The sequence below is a fragment of the Campylobacter gracilis genome (assembly GCF_001190745.1).
GTDB lineage: Bacteria > Campylobacterota > Campylobacteria > Campylobacterales > Campylobacteraceae > Campylobacter_B > Campylobacter_B gracilis.
On sequence record NZ_CP012196.1, the window covers coordinates 2,244,636 to 2,262,238 of the forward strand.

The following is a 17,603-nucleotide window of genomic DNA, read 5'->3' on the forward strand; positions in this document are numbered from 1 at the left end:
TTTTATCCTAGCCGATTTTTTGCGCGATTTTAGCAAAATTTAGCCCTAAATTCTATATAATTGCAAAAATTCCAAAAAAGGCAAAAGATGCTTACCAATCCCGTATTTATCAGTATCTGTGTGATGTGCGCGCTGTGCTTACTGAGGTGCAACGTAATGCTCGCGATCCTAATCGGCACGATATGCGCCGTGCTCTCAAGCAAGATCCCGCTGGGAGATGCCATAAATTTATTCATAAACGGCAATCCCGAAAACGCCGGCAGCCTCGGCATGGGCGGAAATTTAGAAACCGCACTTTCGTATCTGCTGCTAGGCGTCATCGCAAGCGCGATCTCAAAGACCAACTTAACGGCGATCTTGGTGCGCGCGGTGGCAAATTTAATCAGCGACAAAAAATACGTATTTATATTTTCAATCGCCTTTTTTGCGTGCTTCTCACAAAATTTAATCCCCGTGCATATCGCCTTTATCCCGATCTTGATCCCGCCGTTAGTTAAGATCATGAACTCGCTAAAGATCGACCGCCGCGCCGTAGCGTGCGCACTGACGTTCGGCTTGCAGACGCCGTATATGGCGCTGCCGCTGGGATTTGGACTTATCTTTATGGGACTAATCGAAAAAAATATGAACGCAAACGGCATCGCAGTAAGCCTAAGCGACATATCGAGCGTAATGTGGCTAAGCGCCGTGCCTATGCTCGCAGGTCTCATCCTAGCCGTGATCTACTACCGCAAGCCAAGAGAGTATGCCGAAACCAAACAGAGCCTGGATGCGCATTTTAGCGAGCTTAAGATGGGTATGCACGAATGGGGCGCGCTAGCGGGCATCGCGGTGTGCTTCGCCGTGCAAATTTGGATCAAATCGCTTCCGTTTGCCGCGCTTAGCGGAATTTTAGTAATGCTTGCTAGCAAAGGCATCGAGTGGAAGAAGCTCGATAACGTATTTGACGAAGGCGTGCATATGATGGGCTACATCGCGTTTTTGATGCTGATCGCCGCAGGATACGGCACGATCTTAAAAGAAACCGGCGGCGTGGATGAGCTGGTGCACGTAGCGAGTACTTTAAGCGGCGGCAAGCTCGGCGGTGCGCTGCTTATGATCGGTATCGGACTGCTAGTGACGATGGGCATAGGCTCGAGTTTCGGCACGATCCCTATCATCGCTACGATTTATTGTCCGCTAGCCGCGCAGCTGGGCTTTAGCACTGCAGCGACGATCTTTATTATCGGCGTGGCAGCGGGTATCGGCGATGCGGGCTCGCCTGCGAGCGATAGCACGCTTGGGCCTACCGTGGGGCTGAATATCGACGGCGAGCATAGCCACATCTGGGATACCTGCGTGCCGACCTTTATTTTCTTTAATATCCCGCTTATCATATTCGGCATAATCTTTTCGATGATGCTTTGAAATTTTATAAAATTTAACTGCGCGGCGTTGCCCGTAAATTTATAAATTTACGGACGCAAATATTTTTAAATTTAGCCGTGCGGCTTTGCTTTTAAATTTGCCTGCGCGATTTTGCCAAAATTTATCTGCGCTGCTCGCACGCGGTTTGCTTAAATCTAGCCGCTTTAAATTTAATCGCTCGCGGCGCGTTGATAAAAATCATTGCTAAAATTTGAAATTTCGCATAAAATGGGCGAAATTTCATAGCAAGGAGCGGTGGTGGAGCAAATTTATCCTTACGTGCAGATCGTGCATCTCATCTGCGCCATTATCTTTTTAGGCTATATATTTTTCGATGTCGTGATTTTTTCGCGGCTTAAAGGCGCGCTGGGCGCGGATTTTGAGCGCGTTAAAAAGGCGATCGGCTCGCGCGCGATTAAGATTATGCCGGTTTGCCTTTTTACGCTGATAATCACCGGCGGAATGATGATGAGCCGCTGGGTCGGGAGTGCTAACGGCGGGTATTTCGGCACGCCGCTTCAAAAAATCTTTATGCTAAAAGTCACGCTCGCGCTCATCATCGCCGCGTGCGTAGCGATAAATTTAAGTTGTCGCGCGATGGGAAAGCCCGCGCCTGAGTTTTTACGAGAAAATATCCACAAAATCGCCTTTGTATTCGGCTTCATCATCGTGCTTTGCGCCAAGCTGATGTTTGTAGTATGATTTATGGTACAAAATTTAGCGCTGGCGGCGTGACTTTTATCGCGAAATTCTGCAGCGTAGCAAAGATTTAATTTCGCTTGCTTTTGAATTTTGTCGTTTGCTAAAAATTTTAAAATTCCATTTTGCTAGGCGGGTGTAGAAATTTAAGAATTTTAAATCCTGCTATGTTTGCGCCAAAACGCGAAATTTTAAAATTTCACTCCTTTCTTGTGCTGTTTTGTCAAATGCAACCTGCAAGATTTAATCTCATAAAATTTTAAAATTTCATCGCAAGCTTTAAAACGCCCATAAAATTTTTAACCCAATCCTACGCTGAAAATTTTGTAAAATTCTGTGACTTTAAAATTTTGCAAAATTTTAAAAATTTTAAATTTTACCGCTAGGACGCGGATGAAAATTCTAAAAAAGCTCGCGTGGAATCGAAGCAAACAATGAAAAAGCGAATTTATTTGGCGACTTTACTTACTATTTAATAATCATTAAAGATATAAAAAGCTAAAATTGCTTTTCGCCTGCAGGCGAATTTAATGTCTGCTTGCCATTCGGGCGGAATTTTGAGGTTTTCCGTAGCCGTGGCAATGGTTTTGAAATTATTTATGAGAAAGGAAAAAGGATGAAGAAATTTATCTTAAGTCTGCTTGTCGCAGCTTTGGCCAGTAGCGCGCTTTGCGCAAGATCGCTCTCCGAGATCAAAAGTAGCGGAGTGCTTAGAATAGGCGTTTATGACGCGCAGCCGCCGTTTAGCAAGATAGAAGACGGCGTGCATCAGGGCTTTGAGGTCGATATGGCAAACACCATCGCCAAAGATATGCTTCCATCAGGCGGGAAGGTGGAGTTTACCTCCGTGCTTGCAAATCAGCGTATAAAATTCCTACAAGAAGATAAGGTGGACGCGGTTATCGCAACTCTTACCGTAACTCCGGAGCGCGAGAAGCAGATCGATTTTACGACCCCGTATTTTAGCGTCAATATAGGCATTTTGACCCGCGTCGAAGATAAGATTAAATCCTTAAATGAATTGCAAGATAAAACTATTTTAGTTCTTAGCGGCGGTACCGCAGAAACATACTTTGAAAAGCAAGGCTATAATATCGCCAGATGCGATAACGCAAACGCTTGCTACAAGGCGCTAAAAGCTGGACAGGGCGACGGGTATGCCGATGATAACCTGGTCGTGCTGGCTTATCCGGTATTAGATAAAAAGGTTGAAGTAAATATCAAAAATTTAGGTACTTCGGATTTCTTAGCCATCGGTGTGAAAAAGGGTAATTCGGAGCTTTTGGATTTTCTAAACGGCGAGCTAATCAAGCTAAGCAAAGAGGGCTTTTTCAAAAATTCGTTCGATAATTTCATCGAGCCTTACTACAAAGGAACTGCAGAGAAAAAGTATTTCTTGCTGGACGATCTTTATAGCTTGCTATAATTTTTAAAAAGAGGGGGACGCTATGAAAAAGATAATCTTGGCGTTAATGCTGGCTGTGTGCTCGCTTCTTAGCAACACTTTGACTCAAATCAAAGAAAAAGGGGTTATTCGAATCGGTATAGATGGCTCGTCTCCGCCGTTTAGTGTCGCTAAAGATGGCGGATATAGCGGCTTTGAGATACTCTTAATCGAAGGACTTGTTAAAGAAATTTTCGGTGATAAAGGCAGCAAGATACAATATGTCGTAACGGTAGGTGATGACCGCATAAAAGCGGTACAGGATAACAGAGTCGATTTAGATATCGCGCTAATCTCGGTTACGAAAGAGCGTGAGAAGCTAGTAGATTTCTCCGATCCATACTTTAGCGTAAATATCGGCGTGCTAACTCGTAGCGACGATAATATCAGAAAAGTCTCCGATCTAAACGGAAAGACTATACTAGCGCAGCCCGGCACTACTGTGTTTGATTACTTTACGAAACAGGGCTATAACGTAGTACCGTGTGCGAGCGCGAATGAATGCTTTAATGACCTAAAATCGGGTAAGGGCGACGGATACGGCGATGATAATCTACTTGTATTTGCTTATGCCGTAGTCGACCGCAAAGTCGAAGTAAATATCAAGAATTTAGGCTCGACGGACTTCCTGGCCATCGCGGTGCAAAAGGGCAATACTGAGCTGCTTAACGCGGTAAATGCGGGATTAATTGAGCTAAGTAAAAAGGGCTTTTTTACAAAAATTTTTGATGAGAGTATTGAGCCTTTTTATAAAGGCACCATTGATAAAAAGTATTTCTTGCTGGACGATCTTTACAGCTTGTTTTAATTTAAAGTGGCGATGGATGGAATTCTATTCGATTACGAAATTTTAGTAAAATTTAAAGGAATTTTATGAAAAAGATTATATTTGCGTTGTTAATCGCTTCGTGTTCGTTATTTGCTAACTCTTTAGCGCAGATCAAAGAAAAAGGGCTTATTCGCATTGGGATAGACGGCTCACTGCCGCCACTTAGCGTCTCCGAGGACGGCAAATACAGCGGTTTTGAAATTTCGCTTATTGAAGAGCTTTCAAAGGAAATTTTCGGCGATAAGGGCGGCAAAATCGAATATGTTGTAACTCTAGGCAACGACCGTATCACAGCCGTGCAAGATAACAAGGTTGATTTGGATATCGCAGCCATCACGGTTACGAAAGAGCGCGAGAAGCTAGTGGATTTTTCAAATCCCTACTTTAGCGTAAATATCGGCGTGCTAACCCGCACCGATGATAATATAAAAACCGTAGACGATTTACAAGATAAAGAAATTTTAGCAGAGCCCGGCACTACGGCGTTTGATTATTTTAATAAGGAAGGCTTTAAAGTTATCTCATGCGCTAGTTCTAGTGAATGTTTCCGAGCGCTAAAATCCGGTCGCGGCAGCGGCTATGCGGACGATAATATGGTAGTTTTGGGCTATTCGGTTGTAGATCGCAAGGTAGAGGTAAATATCAAGAATTTAGGCACGACGGACTTTTTAGCTATCGCGGTGCAAAAAGGCAACGATGACTTGCTAAACGCCCTAAACGACGGGCTTGTCAAGCTCAGCAAAAACGGCTTTTTCAAGAAAATTTTTAACGATAGCATCGATCCCTTTTACAAGGGAAAGGCTGAGAAAAAATATTTCTTGTTAGATGATCTTTATAAAATGTTTTAATTCAAAAGGACGAAATATGAAAAAAATTCTACTAAGTATTTTGCTGGGTGCTGGCGCGCTTTGCGCTAACTCATTAGCAGATATCAAGCAAGCAGGCGAAATTCGCATAGGCTTGCAAGATTCCCAGCCTCCGTTTAGCTTCGATGATAACGGCACGCTGAAGGGCTTTGAAGTTGATTTGGCAAATGAGCTAGTCAAAAATCTATTTGGCAATAAAAAGATCAAAATCGACTTTATCTCCGTAGCATCTAAAGATCGCGTTCCCTCACTGGAGCAAAACAAAGTAGATCTCATCATATCCAAGCTCACCGTCACAAAAGACCGCGTTCAGAAAGTCGATTTTTCTTACCCGTATTATTCAGTGCAGATCGGCGTGCTAAGCCGCAAGGATGATAATATTTCAAGAATCGATCAGATCGCGCATAAAAAAATTCTAAGTGTTAAAGGCACAACTGCCGAGGAGCACTTTAAAAACGCGGGTTATGAGATTGCGACATGTGCCGATGCCAATGAGTGCGTCGCCAGACTAAAGGCTGGCGAAGGCATAGGCTTTGCCGACGATAACACGGTCGTGCTCGGATACGCTAGAAACGATGCCGCGCTTGATGCAAAAATCATTAACCTTGGCAAGGTAGATTATATCGCCGTTGCCCTATCTAAGGGCAATACCGAGCTACTTGATGCGGTTAATAGCAGCCTGGTAAAAATGTATAAAGCAAAATTTTTTCACAAGGCTTTTGACGAGGATATCAAGCCATACTACGGCGGCAAGATCGATAAAAAGCACTTCACACTCGATGAGGTTTATAGCCTGTTTTAAATTTAGACGTATTTAAAATTTTAGGCGCCCTTTGACATCCAAACATACACGCAGCTGCGATATTTGATCGCAGCTCGTTTTTGCCGTCAAGGCTTCGGCGGCAATTTATAATTTAAATTCCGTATTTTTACGGATCCGGTTGCAATATAAAATTTTATGATATTTTGATATGCGGTTGTGAAAGGGCGCGGCTTATAAAAGATAGCCGGTCGTGCGAAATTCTAATCCGAGTAGTAAAATTTTATATCCTTTTTCAGTTGCGTCGGCAATATATTAAATTTAGCCCTAAAAATTTTAGAAAAATGCGATAAATTATTGTATCCGACCATTTTGGCGGCTTCGTTTACGCTGATTTGATCTAGACTCAATAGCTCTTTTGCAATCTCAAGTCGCTCATTTGTCAGCATCGCATAAACGCTCGTGCCGAAATATGCTTTAAAATCCCTTTTTAGTGCAAATTCGTTCGTAGCGCAAAGATGAGCGAGTTCTTTAATGCCAGGTGGATTTTGCATATTTTCGAGTAATATTTTCTTTGCTTTTTGAACTGTTTTTATGCGATTTTCATCAAGGCTAAGCGCATTTTCGGGCTCATTAAATTTATGAAAACTTCTATAAAGCATCTCTAAAATTTTACTTTCCATAAAAATTTCGCGTATTTTACCATCGTATATCGCGGCATTTTCGAGCTCTTTGAGGATGATATTTTGCACGGCGCTTGTTTTAAATTTCTTCATGCAAACGGCTTGATCTAAATTCAAATTTTTTAAAATTCCCAGCTCATTTGCAAAAGCGGTGCTAAGCGCTATGCAGGAGCTTTTATAGTGTTTATTTTCAAGCTCGTGAACGCCACGCAATTTGCTTTGCATAGTTCCGAGCCAAAACTCACCTTTATTTAAAACGAATTGATCTTTATCCGATCTGAAGCAGATAGGATTTTCGCCAGTATTGAAAAATAAAAATGAATAGCGGCTGCCCCGTTCGTGGCGATGCAAAAGGGAATCTCTGCAAATTATATCGCTGCTATAATATCCTATCTCTCCGCCCGTATAAAAGGAGCTAAAGTCGAATTTTATACTTTCGCTTTCAAGCTCAGTTTTGTTATACCCACATTGCTTGGACGGCTCAATGTCGTTAGATATTTTTTGCAAAAAATCGTCTAAACTTATCTCTTTACTCATCTTATCCCTTTAGCGTTTAAAATACTCCCTCTGCCGTTTAGTATTTCTTGATAATGCATATCTTATTATAGTAAAATGAGTTTAAATTTTAATAAGAAAAGGATCGTTTGTGCGCGCAATATATAAATTATCGCTGATCGTTGCTATAGCGACAGCCGGGATATCGAGTGAGTTAGAAAAACAGGACAAAAGCGTAAATTTGGGTGAAATTACCGTAGTCAGTGCTACGGGCTATCGGCAAAATATCCAAGACGCACCCGCTTCCATCTCCGTTCTCACGCGAAAAGAGATACGAAAGCGCAACTACCAAGATATCTCCGCGATGGTAGAGGATTTGCCAAGTGCCTTTACCGCAACGCTAGGCGCTGCATCGAGAAAAGGCATAAGCCTAAGAGGCCTATCTCAAAAATATACGAAAATTTTAATCGACGGCAAGCCTGCGACCAGCGATAGCGCTTATAAAGGATTAAGAAGTATTGGCAGCAGCCAGAATTTCTTGCCTCCCGCAAATGCGATAGAGCGCATAGAAGTCATCCGCGGTCCTATGAGCTCGCTTTACGGCAGCGACGCTATGGGCGGAGTAATAAATATCATAACCAAGGGCTTTTCAAATGAGCTTAGCGGCAACGTAAACGGATACTATACTTTCGCTAAAAAATCGCAAATAAAAGGTGATTATCAAACGGGTTTTTATCTAAACGGAGCTATCGTCCCGGACGTACTAGGTATCGCACTTTACGGCAGATTTTTTGAAAAGATAGAGGACAAAGAGCCTTATGCGAATAGAAATAATGAAGAGACGAATATGGGCGCAAAACTGATGTATAACATAACGCAAAACGATGAGGTAGCGCTTGATTATCGTAAAGTAAATAATAAATTTAGGCGTACATACGGGCGTACGCGAACAACCTCGGGAGGCAATAACGATATTGCGAAAGAGGATATGAAAGGCTACACTGCAAGCCTGTCTCACCAGGGAAAATACGATAAGTTTATGATAGATAGCTATGCAAACTACGATAGCATGAAAGAAAGCGGCGCCCAGGATCTGCATCTTAGAACGACTACGCTAAATTCTAAAGGCTCATATTTTTTCGATTCAAATGCTTTGAGTTTGGGCGTACAATACCGAAGCGAGAGATTAAACGAAGCCGCTACTACCGCAGATGAGGCAAATGTCAAAAGATGGGATTATTCGATCTACGGCGAGGATGATTTTTATCTAACTGACGATTTAACGCTAACCGGCGGAATCAGATATAACCGAGATAAAGACTACGGCGGCCATATATCTCCGCGCGCTTATGCCGTTTATCGTTTAAACGAAAGTTTTTCTATTAAAGGCGGCGTTTCGACGGGATATTCAACTCCGGATATTAAGCAGCGTAGTGAGGGCCTTGCCTTGCCGTTTGCAGGAGGCCAGGGAGCGCAGATAGGTAGAAGCTCTTTAAAGCCCGAAAGCAGCATAAGCTACGAAGGCGGGTTTTCTTACGACGATAATAATAAATTTAACTTTAGCGCTACTGCGTTTTATACCGAAATCAAAGATGGAATTTCTACCAAATTGATTTGCCGTCCAAGACCGGGAAATCCTTGCGTGCATAACGGCAAAACTTACAGGCGCGGTATTTGGGATACTATAAATATTGGAGAAGCTGAGGTTAGGGGTCTAGAGCTAAGTAGCGATTATCAAATTTTAGATAATTTGAAGCTGCATGCAAACTACGCCTATACGAAATCCGAGCAAAAAACGGGTAGCGAGAAGGGCAAAACCTTAAATAATTTTCCAATCCATTCGGTAAAGCTAGGATTTGATTACGACGTAAGCTCCAAGCTAAACTTATGGTCGCAAATAAATTATTATAGTAGGACGCGCGATAGCCTAAGCTACGATGAGGATATCCGCTCATACACGCTTTTTGATCTGGGCGCGAACTATAAAGTTACAAAAGACGCAAGTTTAAATTTTACGCTTTATAACATATTCAACGAATTCGTACTAACGCGCTCGGGAAATTATCAAATGATGGTCGTAGACGGGATGAAGGCGCAGGTTGGATTTAACGTGAATTTTTAAATTCGCGGCGCATAAAATTTCGTCTGCGGATTTAAAATTTAAGGAAATTAATGGCGATTCTAAAAAGGAAAAAATTTTGGTTCAATGTCCATCTTGTTTTGACGCTTATATGCTGCGTACCGATCTTAATCATAGCCCTTAGCGGCGCTATTATCTCGTATCACGACGAGATTATAGATGCGTTAAATCAAAGCAAATCTTTCGTGAGTCCGAGCGGAAAAGATGCCCTCGAACCCGCCGAAATTTTAAATATTTTCAGAAAAGTCAAGCCCGGTTTTACGCTCAGTTATTATAGGATTCCTCAAAACAAAAACGAAGCGATTAGGCTTTCCGGTACAGATTCTAGCGGCGAGTTTAAATCATATTTTATAGATCCTTATAGCGGCGAAATTACTTCGGAAAACATAGGCGATACGTTTATCGGCGTAATACTAAACCTACATACCAATCTGGGATTTGGGCTAAGTAAAAACGAAACTCTGCGGCTAATAGGCAAAAATATTGTGGCGCTTAGCACGGTTATGTTTATTTTAGTCTTAATTTCAGGCGTGGTGATCTATTATCCTAGCTTTAGAGGAAAGATTTTACGCGCATTTAGGATAAATTTTAAAGCTAGAGGTTACACGTTTTTATATAGCTTGCACGGCGCGGTCGGAGTTTTGCTGCTGCCCGTTTTACTTACGATAAGCGCTAGCGGGCTTTATTGGTCGTATGATTGGATAGCCAAAATCACCAACAGAGCGCTAGGGGAAAAGGAAATTTTTAGAAAAACGAGTTTTACCGAAGTGCGAGGATTTTCGCTTGAGGATGAAGATAAAATTTTAAATTTGCAGACGGCATTTGATATTTTTAAGCGTGAATGCGGTGAAAACTACGAATTCTTTAACATCATCGCCCAAAAAGATGGAGAAAATTTTATGATCTTTTATTTCGATAAAGGCGAAAAGAGCGAAGAGCATATGAATACGATGAGTGTAAACGTTAAAAAGGGCATCTTGCGGCATGCTCGCTATGATGATACGAAAAGCACCATGCCGCGCCCTTTTGCTATACATAAAGCCGTTTTGAGCGTGCATTCGGGCTATATCTTTGGCGAGGCGGGCAAGTTCTTGTTCTGCGTGGCGGCTATTTCTGTGTTATTTTTTATAGTTACGGGGTTTTGGATGAGCATAAAAAGAATTGGCAAGAAAAGATAAATCCATGAATTCAAAGCGGAGAGATAGCTTATCTGCAGCGTAAATTTAAAATTTTATCCGAAGCGGTATCGCTTCTTTTCAGTTAATAAAATTTTATATACAGCGCTTTGAAATACTGCGTGCAGAGTCTTTGTGGGCCTTGTGCCGCATCTTGATTTTGTTAAATTTGCTCCGGCGTTTCAACCGCGCTTATTTGCCGCTCATAAAATCCCTAATATTTTGCGCGATCATCTTTATCAGCCGTTTGCGAGCCTCGATGCTTGCCCATGCGATGTGAGGCGTGATGACGACGTTGCGGCGATTTTTCACGCGCAGCAGCGGATGATCCGCCCTCATCGGCTCTGTTTGAAGCACGTCAAGCGCTACGCGCAGGCCTCGCTCGTCCACGGCGCGAGCCAGCGCCTCCTCGTCCACGATGCCGCCGCGGCCGAAATTCATCAAGATCGCCCCCTCTTTCATCTTTGCAAGCTCCGCCTCGCCGATCAATCCCGCCGTTTTTTCATTTAGCGGGGCGTGGATCGAAATAATGTCGCAAGCTCTCAAAAGCGCGTCCAGGCTCACTCTGGCAAACTCGCCGTTATCGTTTGCGCCGCTGGTGGAGTAGTATCTCACGTTCGCGCCGAACGCGGCGGCGATGCGGGCGACCTTTTCGCCGATCTGTCCAAGCCCGATGACGCCGAATTCCTTGCCGTAAATTTCGCTGATCGGCGCGTTAATGTGAGTAAAAATTTCGCTCTCGTACCATTTGCCGCTGCTGCCGTAATCCGCGTAGTATCCGAGCGCGTTGGTTAGCGCGAACAGCGACGCGAAGGTCTGCTGCACGACGCTGTTCGTCGAATAGCCCGCCACGTTTTTCACCGCGATGCCGCGAGCCTGCGCGGCCTGCATGTCGATGTTATTCGTGCCCGTGGCGCTGACGCAGATCAGCTTAAGCGCGGTTTGCGCCATGATCTCGTCCGTGATTAGGACTTTGTTGGTTATGACGACGCCCGCGCCGGCTAGTCGCTGCGCAGTTTGCGCGGACTCGGTCATCTCGTAGCTTTCAAACTCGCCCAAGCTTGCGATCTCGCTAAGATCGGCATCGCTTCCCAGCGTCGCGGCATCCAAACATACGATCTTCATATTTTCCCCTTTGCGTTTTAAAATTTTCAGCCGTAGCCGCGCAGTCAAATTTAGCCGTTAAATTTCCTCGCGCGATCGGAGCGCGGCGCTTAAACGGCAAATTTTAACCTCACGAAATTTAGCTATTGCGAATTCTGTCCTCGCGAAATTTAATGCTCGCAGCGCGCGGGGCGTTAAATTTTAAAATTCTAATTTCGCGCCGAAGCAAGCGGCAAATTTTACTTCCGCTGAAATCTGCGTCTAAATTTAAAATTTCAATTTGTGCCGAAGTGAGAGATAAATTTAATCGCCGCCGCTCGCATTTAAATTTTAAAATTTAACTCGCGCAAAACTTGCTCTACGCGGAATTTTAGTTCACGTGAATTTGATCTGCTCAAAATTTTATCCGTGCAGAATTCTAGTCGCGCCGCTACATTAAATTTTACCGTAGTCTCTTAGCGTTAAATTTCGCCGCCGCCCAGCGATAAAAATTTACCGCCGCGATAGCCTTGCTGCCAAAGCTATCGCCAAAATGCTCCGCCCTAAAATTTCTCAAATTTTATCAAATTTCCGCGCCGCTACTTTGCGTCCTCGATGTAGTGCCCTACAAATTTTGAGAGATTATTGAGTATCTCGCCGCCTTTGCGGAAGCCCAGTGCGCAGCCTTCATAGGCGAAAAATACTCCCGCTTGGTAGCTCTGGGCGCGCTCGTCTTTATTTAACTCGTAAAATTCCTGATATAAAAATTTCTGATTTCCGTATTCGCCGCCGTTTTCCTCTATCTTTTTGCCGTCGGCGTCGAAAATCGCCACATTCGCCCCCTCGCGCGCCAAAAACGGCTTTTTGATCATCTTTTTGCCGATGATCGGCGAAAAGGAGCTTTGCAGCAGCAGCGGGTGGTTCGGATACAGATCCCACAGGATTTTCATAATCCCTTTGCTTTGGAAAAGCAGCGTGTATGCGGGGTTTAGGATGATCGCCTTTTGATTTTGCACGATGTTTTTTAAGATGAGCGCGAGCTCACCCTCCTCGATCGCGATCGCCTCCCAAGGGATGAGCTTGAACCAATACTCGTAGTTTTCGCCGTCAAAAAACACGCCCTCTTCGTCGTTAAATTCCACCTCGTCCACGTAGGCAAAGCGCGTCTTAAAGCCCGCATCCTCCGCGGTCTGCTGCAAAAGCTTCGTCGTCTTTTCGTCCTCGACGTTGCCCGCGACGCTGCTAAATAGAATTTTCCACCCCTCGTAAAATTTGGAAAAGTCCTCGAGCTCGCCGTCAAGCACCACGAGCCGCTTGAAATTATCGCGCAGCGCGTCGTAGAGGTCGTTGAACTGGCTCGCCTCGTCCATGCCGTTTTCTTTGAGCATCGCCCACTGGATGATCGCCGTCTCAAACACCGCCGTGGGCGTGTCGGCGTTAAATTCTATCAGCTTGATCGGCTTGCCGTCTAGCCCGCCTGCAAAATCGAAGCGCCCGTATAGGTGCCAGTGCACCTCATTTTCCCAGCTTTGTTTGATGAGATCGACGAGGCTGAAGGGGACGCCGAGCTCGTGGAAGAGGTTGTTATCGATGACGTGCTGCGCGGCCGCGACAAACATCTCGTATAGCTCGTTCGCCGCTTCGTAGTACGCATCCGCCTCCGCAGCGCTCACGCGTACGATCTCGTCGCTGACGTAAGGGGTCTCGTCGGCGTCCGTATGCCAGTAAAAGCCGAGCTTTTCGAGATATTCGTTGCTTAACGGCGTTATCTTTTTTAGTTGCATTTTTATCCTTTTTTTAAAATTTTAACTCATTTGTGCCGCGATCTTTGCGGCTTTTGCTAGTTTTGATACGCATACGTCTTCGCGTAAATTTAAAGCGCGCACGGCAAAATTTAATTAGCGTAGATCATGCGCGGCAATCGTGCGCAAATTTAAGCTGCATGAGATCTGCGGCTAAATTTTAAATGGCACACAGACGGTACGCACCGGGCGCGGCAGAAGCGATGAAATTTAGTCAAACTTCAATCGTGCGTTTTTGAAAAATCTGCGTCAAATCAATGCTAAATTCGCGCAAATTTTAAAACTCTACGCTCTAAATTTAAACTCGCTGCGCAAAGCCGCCGTATGTTTCAAAACGTGCTTAGCCGCCGAAAAATCCACCGCTCTTGCCGCCCTTGCTTCCGCCGAAAAAACCGCTTCTGCCGCTTCGCGCCTTATCGTTTTGCTGCTTTGCTTGATTGAAGCTATCGACGCTTCTAGAATATGCGCTCGGGCTTTTATAGGCGGTTTGGCGCTGGCTTTGGTAGGCGGGGTTGTTAAACAGCTTGCCGCCGATCCACGAGCCGATGATGGCGCCTGCGGCGCTTGCCAAGATCGCTTCGCCCAGGCTCATGCCGCCGCTGCTAAGCTGCGCGTTTTGATTGGTTAAATTTGAAGTGCCGGCGTCGATTTTGGCGTTTTCCTCAGCCAAAAGGGCTTTGGTTTCTTCGTCGCTTAAAATTCTCTCCGTGCCGTCGAGCGATTTTAAGATGATCTGGGTCTTTTCGCTCGGGAATTCCTCTAAAATTTTATATTTTCCCGGCGCGACCTCTTCGAGCCTGACGAGCGCGCCTTCTTGCAGACGGACATTTTGCTCCTGCCCCCTATCGTCGCAGCCTGCTAACGAGCCCGCCATAACGAGCCCGAAGCCGCTTACCAGCGCATAGCTAGCGATTTTGCGTAGTTTCATTTAGATCCTTTCAGTGATTTTATATCTAGGCTTTGATTTATCAAAAGTTCATTTCCCTCGACGCGGATAAACTCGCTCTTGCCGATATTTTCGATGATTAGACTTTGCGCTTTTGGACGCTTTTTGCGTTTGAGCGATTTTACGAATTTTGCAAGGCTCGTCCATTCGCTACGATCGAAGGTTTTTTCTTTGATTTCGACATCGTAGGGTTTGGCCTCGCGGCTTTTGCTCGAAAGCAGCGGTTTATCGAAAAACGACAAAAAATACCTGAGCTTCTCGTCGCGCTCTTTATACATCAGCTTGATTTCATCTTTTGAGGCGATTAAAATTTCCTCTTTTTCTTTGTGAAGTCTGTCCTTATCACTTTGCAGTGCTTCGATTTTGCCCTTTAGCTCGGAGATTTCTTTGATGAGATAGTCGATGAAGCTTTGAGTGCCCGCCCCGCCGCCAGTACGCGAGCTTTTCGCAGAGCTTTGCGAAGCGGGCTCGCTTTGTTGCATTTCATCATCTAAAAGCACGTAGCGCACGCCGCCGTTTTCCTCGGCGCGCAAGGAATTTCTGCGGATGCGGTTATAGACGGCTTCTTTTGAAATTCCTAAAATTTCGGCTGCTTCGCCGATCGAGACTTTTTTCATACAAAGATGCCTTTTAGCGTTTTAGGTAATTATTGCTAAATTTGCCTAAAATAGGCATTAAACGCTTCGTTTACAAAGATAGACTCCGCTTTACCGCAGCTGGTGCGCGATAAAATTTCGCTCGCTTGCGCCTGCGCGATATAAAATTTCGCTTCGCTTGCAAAGCCGCGTAAAATTATTTTTTGCTGAGGTTTTAAAATTTTAGCTCAATAATGTTGCTTAATTAAGTATATTTTTTATACACTTACAAAAATTTTTAGTATTTCAAAGGAGGCGAAATGCCCGAATCGCCTAAATATAAAAAATCCGAAATTCGCTGTAAGCTCATTTTAGACGCGGCGCTGGAGCTGTTTTTAGCCAAAGGCTACGAAGCTACGAGCTTAAGCGATATTATCGAGCTTAGCGGTGGCTCGCTATCGTCGGTTTATAAGTATTTTGATAACAAAGAAAGCCTATTTTTGCGCATAATCGAACTGCAAAGCAAAAAGCTCGACGAGCGAATGAACGAGCGCATGCGAATCAACAAAGACCTAAAATTGCGTGAGTATCTGCAGGAGTTTGCAGGGATTTATCTGGAGTTTCTTTTCGCTCCGGAGGCGATAAAATTCTACCGACTGATACTTTTCAGCGGCTTTAACGGAGCGCTTAGCCAGAGCCCAAAAATCTTTTTAAAAAGCGGCGTGCTAGGTTCGCCGAATGCGCTGGATGAGTATTTGGCGGCGCATGCGGACGAGTTTGCGCCCGGACGCACGGCAAAAAGCCTAGCGCTATATTTTTGCTTTTTGCTTAGAGAGCCGCATTTTAGCAGGCTGCTATTTTTCGATGAAAAGCTAAATTTCAAAGCGAGCGAGCTAATCAAGGACCGCATCGATATGTTTTTGCTAGGCGTAAAAAAACGCTAGTGGCAGAATTTTACAGCGCAAATTTCGCGCTTTCGCGCCTTTAAATTTTATGAGCGGTTTGGGACTTAGAATTTGATTCTATCCGTTACTAAGCGCTATAAAATGTCGCATATCCCGCGCTTAAAATTTTAATTCTATCGGCGCACAATTTTTAAAACGATTGGGGCTGAAATTTTTATTTTCCGCATTAAATTCTGTGCCGAAGTTAGAATTTCGTCGCGAAATTTCGCGCCGCTTGCCTGTGCCTTTAAATTTGTGCCACGCAGATTTTAAATTTAATAAAACCTCTTATAATCCCGCGAAATTTCAGATCAAAAGGATAAAAAATGGATTATGATATCATCGTAATAGGCTTTGGCAAGGCGGGCAAAACCCTTGCCGCAAAATCCGCCGCACTGGGCAAAAAGGTCGCTCTCATCGAGCGCTCGCCGCAGATGTACGGCGGTACCTGCATCAACGTAGGCTGCATCCCGACCAAGCGGCTAGTTACGGCGAGCAAGGAAGCAGGTTTCGTAAATTTTGGCGTGCTCGGAGAGTATTTCGTGCTGAGCATGCAGAAAAAGGACGAGCTCGTAGAGGCGCTGAGGGCGAAAAATTTAGCTATGCTAAAGGGTAACCCGAATATAGACGTAATTGACGGCGAGGGCTCATTTACGAGCGCGAATTCCGTGCGCGTGCTAAGCCCTGACGGGCAGACGCGTGAAATTTCAGCAGAAACGATCGTCGTAAATACGGGCTCGAGGGAGGTCGAGCCTAGCTTTGAGGTAAACTCGCAGATCGCTTATAGTAGCGAAGAAATTTTAAATTTAAAGATCCTGCCGAAGCATCTAGTAATCATCGGCGGCGGATTTATCGGGCTTGAGTTTGCTTCGATGTTTGCGGGGTTCGGCTCTAAAGTCAGCGTGTTGATGCGATCGAAATTTATGAAAAACGAGGATGAGGACGTGGCTGCCAGCGTCAAATCCGCTCTGCAGGCCCAAGGCGTGGAGATTATCGAAGGCTGCGAGTTTTTGAGCTTAAAGGGCGACGAGCTAAAATTTAACCTCGCGGGCGAGAGCAAGGCGGTCACGGCGGATGCGTTTTTATACGCCCTCGGTCGTCGCGCGAATACTGGCGAGCTAAATTTAGCCGCTGCGGGGGTGCAGACGGACGCGCACGGCAATATCATCACGAATGAGCATCTGCAAAGCTCGGCTGCTGGCATCTACGCAGCAGGCGACGTGCGCGGCGGAGAGATGTTTACCTACACGAGCTTAGACGATTTCAGGATCATTTTTAGCGCGCTTTTCGGAGACGGCGCGCGCACTACGAAAAACCGCGCACCGCATGCAAGCGTGCTGTTTACCCACACGCCGCTAGCTCGCATCGGCCTTAGCGAGAGGCAGGCAAGAGAGAGTGGGCGCGAGATCAAGGTGCTGAAGCTTTCGATGGCAGCGGTGCCGGGCGCCAAGGTCGTAGCGCACGATGAGGGAATGATGAAAGCGGTCGTGGACGCGGCTAGCGGCGAAATTTTAGGCGCGGCGCTTCACTGCGTAAACGCGCACGAGATCGTTAATGAGCTGGCAATCGCCATGGCACTGGGCGCAAAGGCGGACTTTTTCAAAAATCAAATTTTTACGCATCCTAGCATTAGCGAGGCGCTGAACGATCTTTTCGGACAGTTTTAAATTTGAAATTTAACGGCGCTCGAGCTTGGCGATGCCCGGGCGCCCTAGCGCAAATCGACCGCGAAATTTAATACGCCGGAGCGGGTTA

15 protein-coding genes are annotated in these 17,603 nt (G+C 45.1%); 10 read left to right on the forward strand and 5 right to left on the reverse strand.

Annotation, left to right across the window (positions count from 1 at the left end):
- Nucleotides 1-87 precede the first annotated feature (87 nt).
- From CGRAC_RS11080 to CGRAC_RS11105, 6 genes are all read left to right on the forward strand, one after another.
- Nucleotides 88-1,407, forward strand: coding sequence for a Na+/H+ antiporter family protein (locus CGRAC_RS11080; RefSeq protein ID WP_040304313.1), 1,320 nt, complete (start codon nucleotides 88-90; stop codon nucleotides 1,405-1,407).
- Between the two features lie 258 nt (nucleotides 1,408-1,665).
- Nucleotides 1,666-2,109, forward strand: a complete 444-nt coding sequence (locus CGRAC_RS11085; RefSeq protein WP_005872849.1) for a hypothetical protein — start codon at nucleotides 1,666-1,668, stop codon at nucleotides 2,107-2,109.
- 613 nt (nucleotides 2,110-2,722) lie between these two features.
- Complete coding sequence (locus CGRAC_RS11090; RefSeq protein ID WP_005872856.1) at nucleotides 2,723-3,532, forward strand: transporter substrate-binding domain-containing protein; 810 nt, start codon at nucleotides 2,723-2,725, stop codon at nucleotides 3,530-3,532.
- Nucleotides 3,533-3,554: 22 nt separating this feature from the next.
- The gene (locus CGRAC_RS11095; protein ID WP_005872858.1) at nucleotides 3,555-4,358 is read left to right on the forward strand and encodes a transporter substrate-binding domain-containing protein; all 804 of its coding nucleotides are present in this window, start codon (nucleotides 3,555-3,557) and stop codon (nucleotides 4,356-4,358) included.
- 65 nt (nucleotides 4,359-4,423) lie between these two features.
- Nucleotides 4,424-5,227, forward strand: a complete 804-nt coding sequence (locus CGRAC_RS11100) for a transporter substrate-binding domain-containing protein (protein ID WP_005872860.1) — start codon at nucleotides 4,424-4,426, stop codon at nucleotides 5,225-5,227.
- Nucleotides 5,228-5,243: 16 nt separating this feature from the next.
- A complete protein-coding gene (locus CGRAC_RS11105; RefSeq protein ID WP_005872862.1) occupies nucleotides 5,244-6,047 on the forward strand; it encodes a transporter substrate-binding domain-containing protein in 804 nt (267 codons plus the stop codon).
- A 221-nt stretch (nucleotides 6,048-6,268) separates the two neighbouring features.
- Here the strand turns inward: CGRAC_RS11105 and CGRAC_RS11110 are convergent, their stop codons facing one another.
- Entirely contained in the window at nucleotides 6,269-7,225 is a 957-nt protein-coding gene (locus tag CGRAC_RS11110) for a helix-turn-helix domain-containing protein (RefSeq protein WP_005872864.1), read from the reverse strand.
- Between the two features lie 133 nt (nucleotides 7,226-7,358).
- Between CGRAC_RS11110 and CGRAC_RS11115 the strand changes: the two genes are divergently transcribed.
- Together CGRAC_RS11115 and CGRAC_RS11120 are read left to right on the forward strand one after the other, a co-directional pair.
- Complete coding sequence (locus CGRAC_RS11115) at nucleotides 7,359-9,305, forward strand: TonB-dependent receptor domain-containing protein (RefSeq protein ID WP_407637302.1); 1,947 nt, start codon at nucleotides 7,359-7,361, stop codon at nucleotides 9,303-9,305.
- A gap of 50 nt (nucleotides 9,306-9,355) precedes the next feature.
- A complete protein-coding gene (locus CGRAC_RS11120) occupies nucleotides 9,356-10,501 on the forward strand; it encodes a PepSY-associated TM helix domain-containing protein (protein ID WP_005872868.1) in 1,146 nt (381 codons plus the stop codon).
- Between the two features lie 189 nt (nucleotides 10,502-10,690).
- Here the strand turns inward: CGRAC_RS11120 and CGRAC_RS11125 are convergent, their stop codons facing one another.
- From CGRAC_RS11125 to CGRAC_RS11140, 4 genes are all read right to left on the reverse strand, one after another.
- Nucleotides 10,691-11,623 (reverse strand): D-2-hydroxyacid dehydrogenase, encoded by a 933-nt coding sequence (locus CGRAC_RS11125; RefSeq protein ID WP_040304316.1) that lies wholly within the window; start codon nucleotides 11,621-11,623, stop codon nucleotides 10,691-10,693.
- A gap of 557 nt (nucleotides 11,624-12,180) precedes the next feature.
- Nucleotides 12,181-13,365 carry a glutathionylspermidine synthase family protein gene (locus tag CGRAC_RS11130; protein ID WP_005872873.1) on the reverse strand — a complete coding sequence of 395 codons (1,185 nt, stop codon included), beginning with the start codon at nucleotides 13,363-13,365 and terminating at the stop codon, nucleotides 12,181-12,183.
- 358 nt (nucleotides 13,366-13,723) lie between these two features.
- Nucleotides 13,724-14,311 carry a UPF0323 family lipoprotein gene (locus tag CGRAC_RS11135; RefSeq protein WP_050346357.1) on the reverse strand — a complete coding sequence of 196 codons (588 nt, stop codon included), beginning with the start codon at nucleotides 14,309-14,311 and terminating at the stop codon, nucleotides 13,724-13,726.
- The gene (locus CGRAC_RS11140; RefSeq protein WP_005872880.1) at nucleotides 14,308-14,946 is read right to left on the reverse strand and encodes a helix-turn-helix domain-containing protein; all 639 of its coding nucleotides are present in this window, start codon (nucleotides 14,944-14,946) and stop codon (nucleotides 14,308-14,310) included. The genes CGRAC_RS11135 and CGRAC_RS11140 overlap by 4 nt, the downstream gene beginning before the upstream one ends.
- A 278-nt stretch (nucleotides 14,947-15,224) precedes the next feature.
- Between CGRAC_RS11140 and CGRAC_RS12800 the strand changes: the two genes are divergently transcribed.
- Entirely contained in the window at nucleotides 15,225-15,848 is a 624-nt protein-coding gene (locus CGRAC_RS12800; protein ID WP_050346358.1) for a TetR/AcrR family transcriptional regulator, read from the forward strand.
- Nucleotides 15,849-16,174: 326 nt separating this feature from the next.
- Nucleotides 16,175-17,515: an FAD-dependent oxidoreductase gene (locus tag CGRAC_RS11150; RefSeq protein WP_005872886.1), complete on the forward strand. Its 1,341-nt coding sequence runs from the start codon at nucleotides 16,175-16,177 to the stop codon at nucleotides 17,513-17,515.
- The last annotated feature ends 88 nt before the right edge of the window (nucleotides 17,516-17,603 follow it).

Coding starts and splice junctions, on each gene's coding strand:
- CGRAC_RS11090 (WP_005872856.1), top strand. CDS start 2,723: ATGAAGAAATTTATCTTAAGTCTGCTTGTCGCAGCTTTGGCCAGTAGC.
- CGRAC_RS11125 (WP_040304316.1), bottom strand. CDS start 11,623: ATGAAGATCGTATGTTTGGATGCCGCGACGCTGGGAAGCGATGCCGAT.
- CGRAC_RS11120 (WP_005872868.1), top strand. CDS start 9,356: ATGGCGATTCTAAAAAGGAAAAAATTTTGGTTCAATGTCCATCTTGTT.
- CGRAC_RS11135 (WP_050346357.1), bottom strand. CDS start 14,311: ATGAAACTACGCAAAATCGCTAGCTATGCGCTGGTAAGCGGCTTCGGG.
- CGRAC_RS11150 (WP_005872886.1), top strand. CDS start 16,175: ATGGATTATGATATCATCGTAATAGGCTTTGGCAAGGCGGGCAAAACC.
- CGRAC_RS11140 (WP_005872880.1), bottom strand. CDS start 14,946: ATGAAAAAAGTCTCGATCGGCGAAGCAGCCGAAATTTTAGGAATTTCA.
- CGRAC_RS11105 (WP_005872862.1), top strand. CDS start 5,244: ATGAAAAAAATTCTACTAAGTATTTTGCTGGGTGCTGGCGCGCTTTGC.
- CGRAC_RS11110 (WP_005872864.1), bottom strand. CDS start 7,225: ATGAGTAAAGAGATAAGTTTAGACGATTTTTTGCAAAAAATATCTAAC.
- CGRAC_RS11100 (WP_005872860.1), top strand. CDS start 4,424: ATGAAAAAGATTATATTTGCGTTGTTAATCGCTTCGTGTTCGTTATTT.
- CGRAC_RS11080 (WP_040304313.1), top strand. CDS start 88: ATGCTTACCAATCCCGTATTTATCAGTATCTGTGTGATGTGCGCGCTG.
- CGRAC_RS11095 (WP_005872858.1), top strand. CDS start 3,555: ATGAAAAAGATAATCTTGGCGTTAATGCTGGCTGTGTGCTCGCTTCTT.
- CGRAC_RS12800 (WP_050346358.1), top strand. CDS start 15,225: ATGCCCGAATCGCCTAAATATAAAAAATCCGAAATTCGCTGTAAGCTC.
- CGRAC_RS11130 (WP_005872873.1), bottom strand. CDS start 13,365: ATGCAACTAAAAAAGATAACGCCGTTAAGCAACGAATATCTCGAAAAG.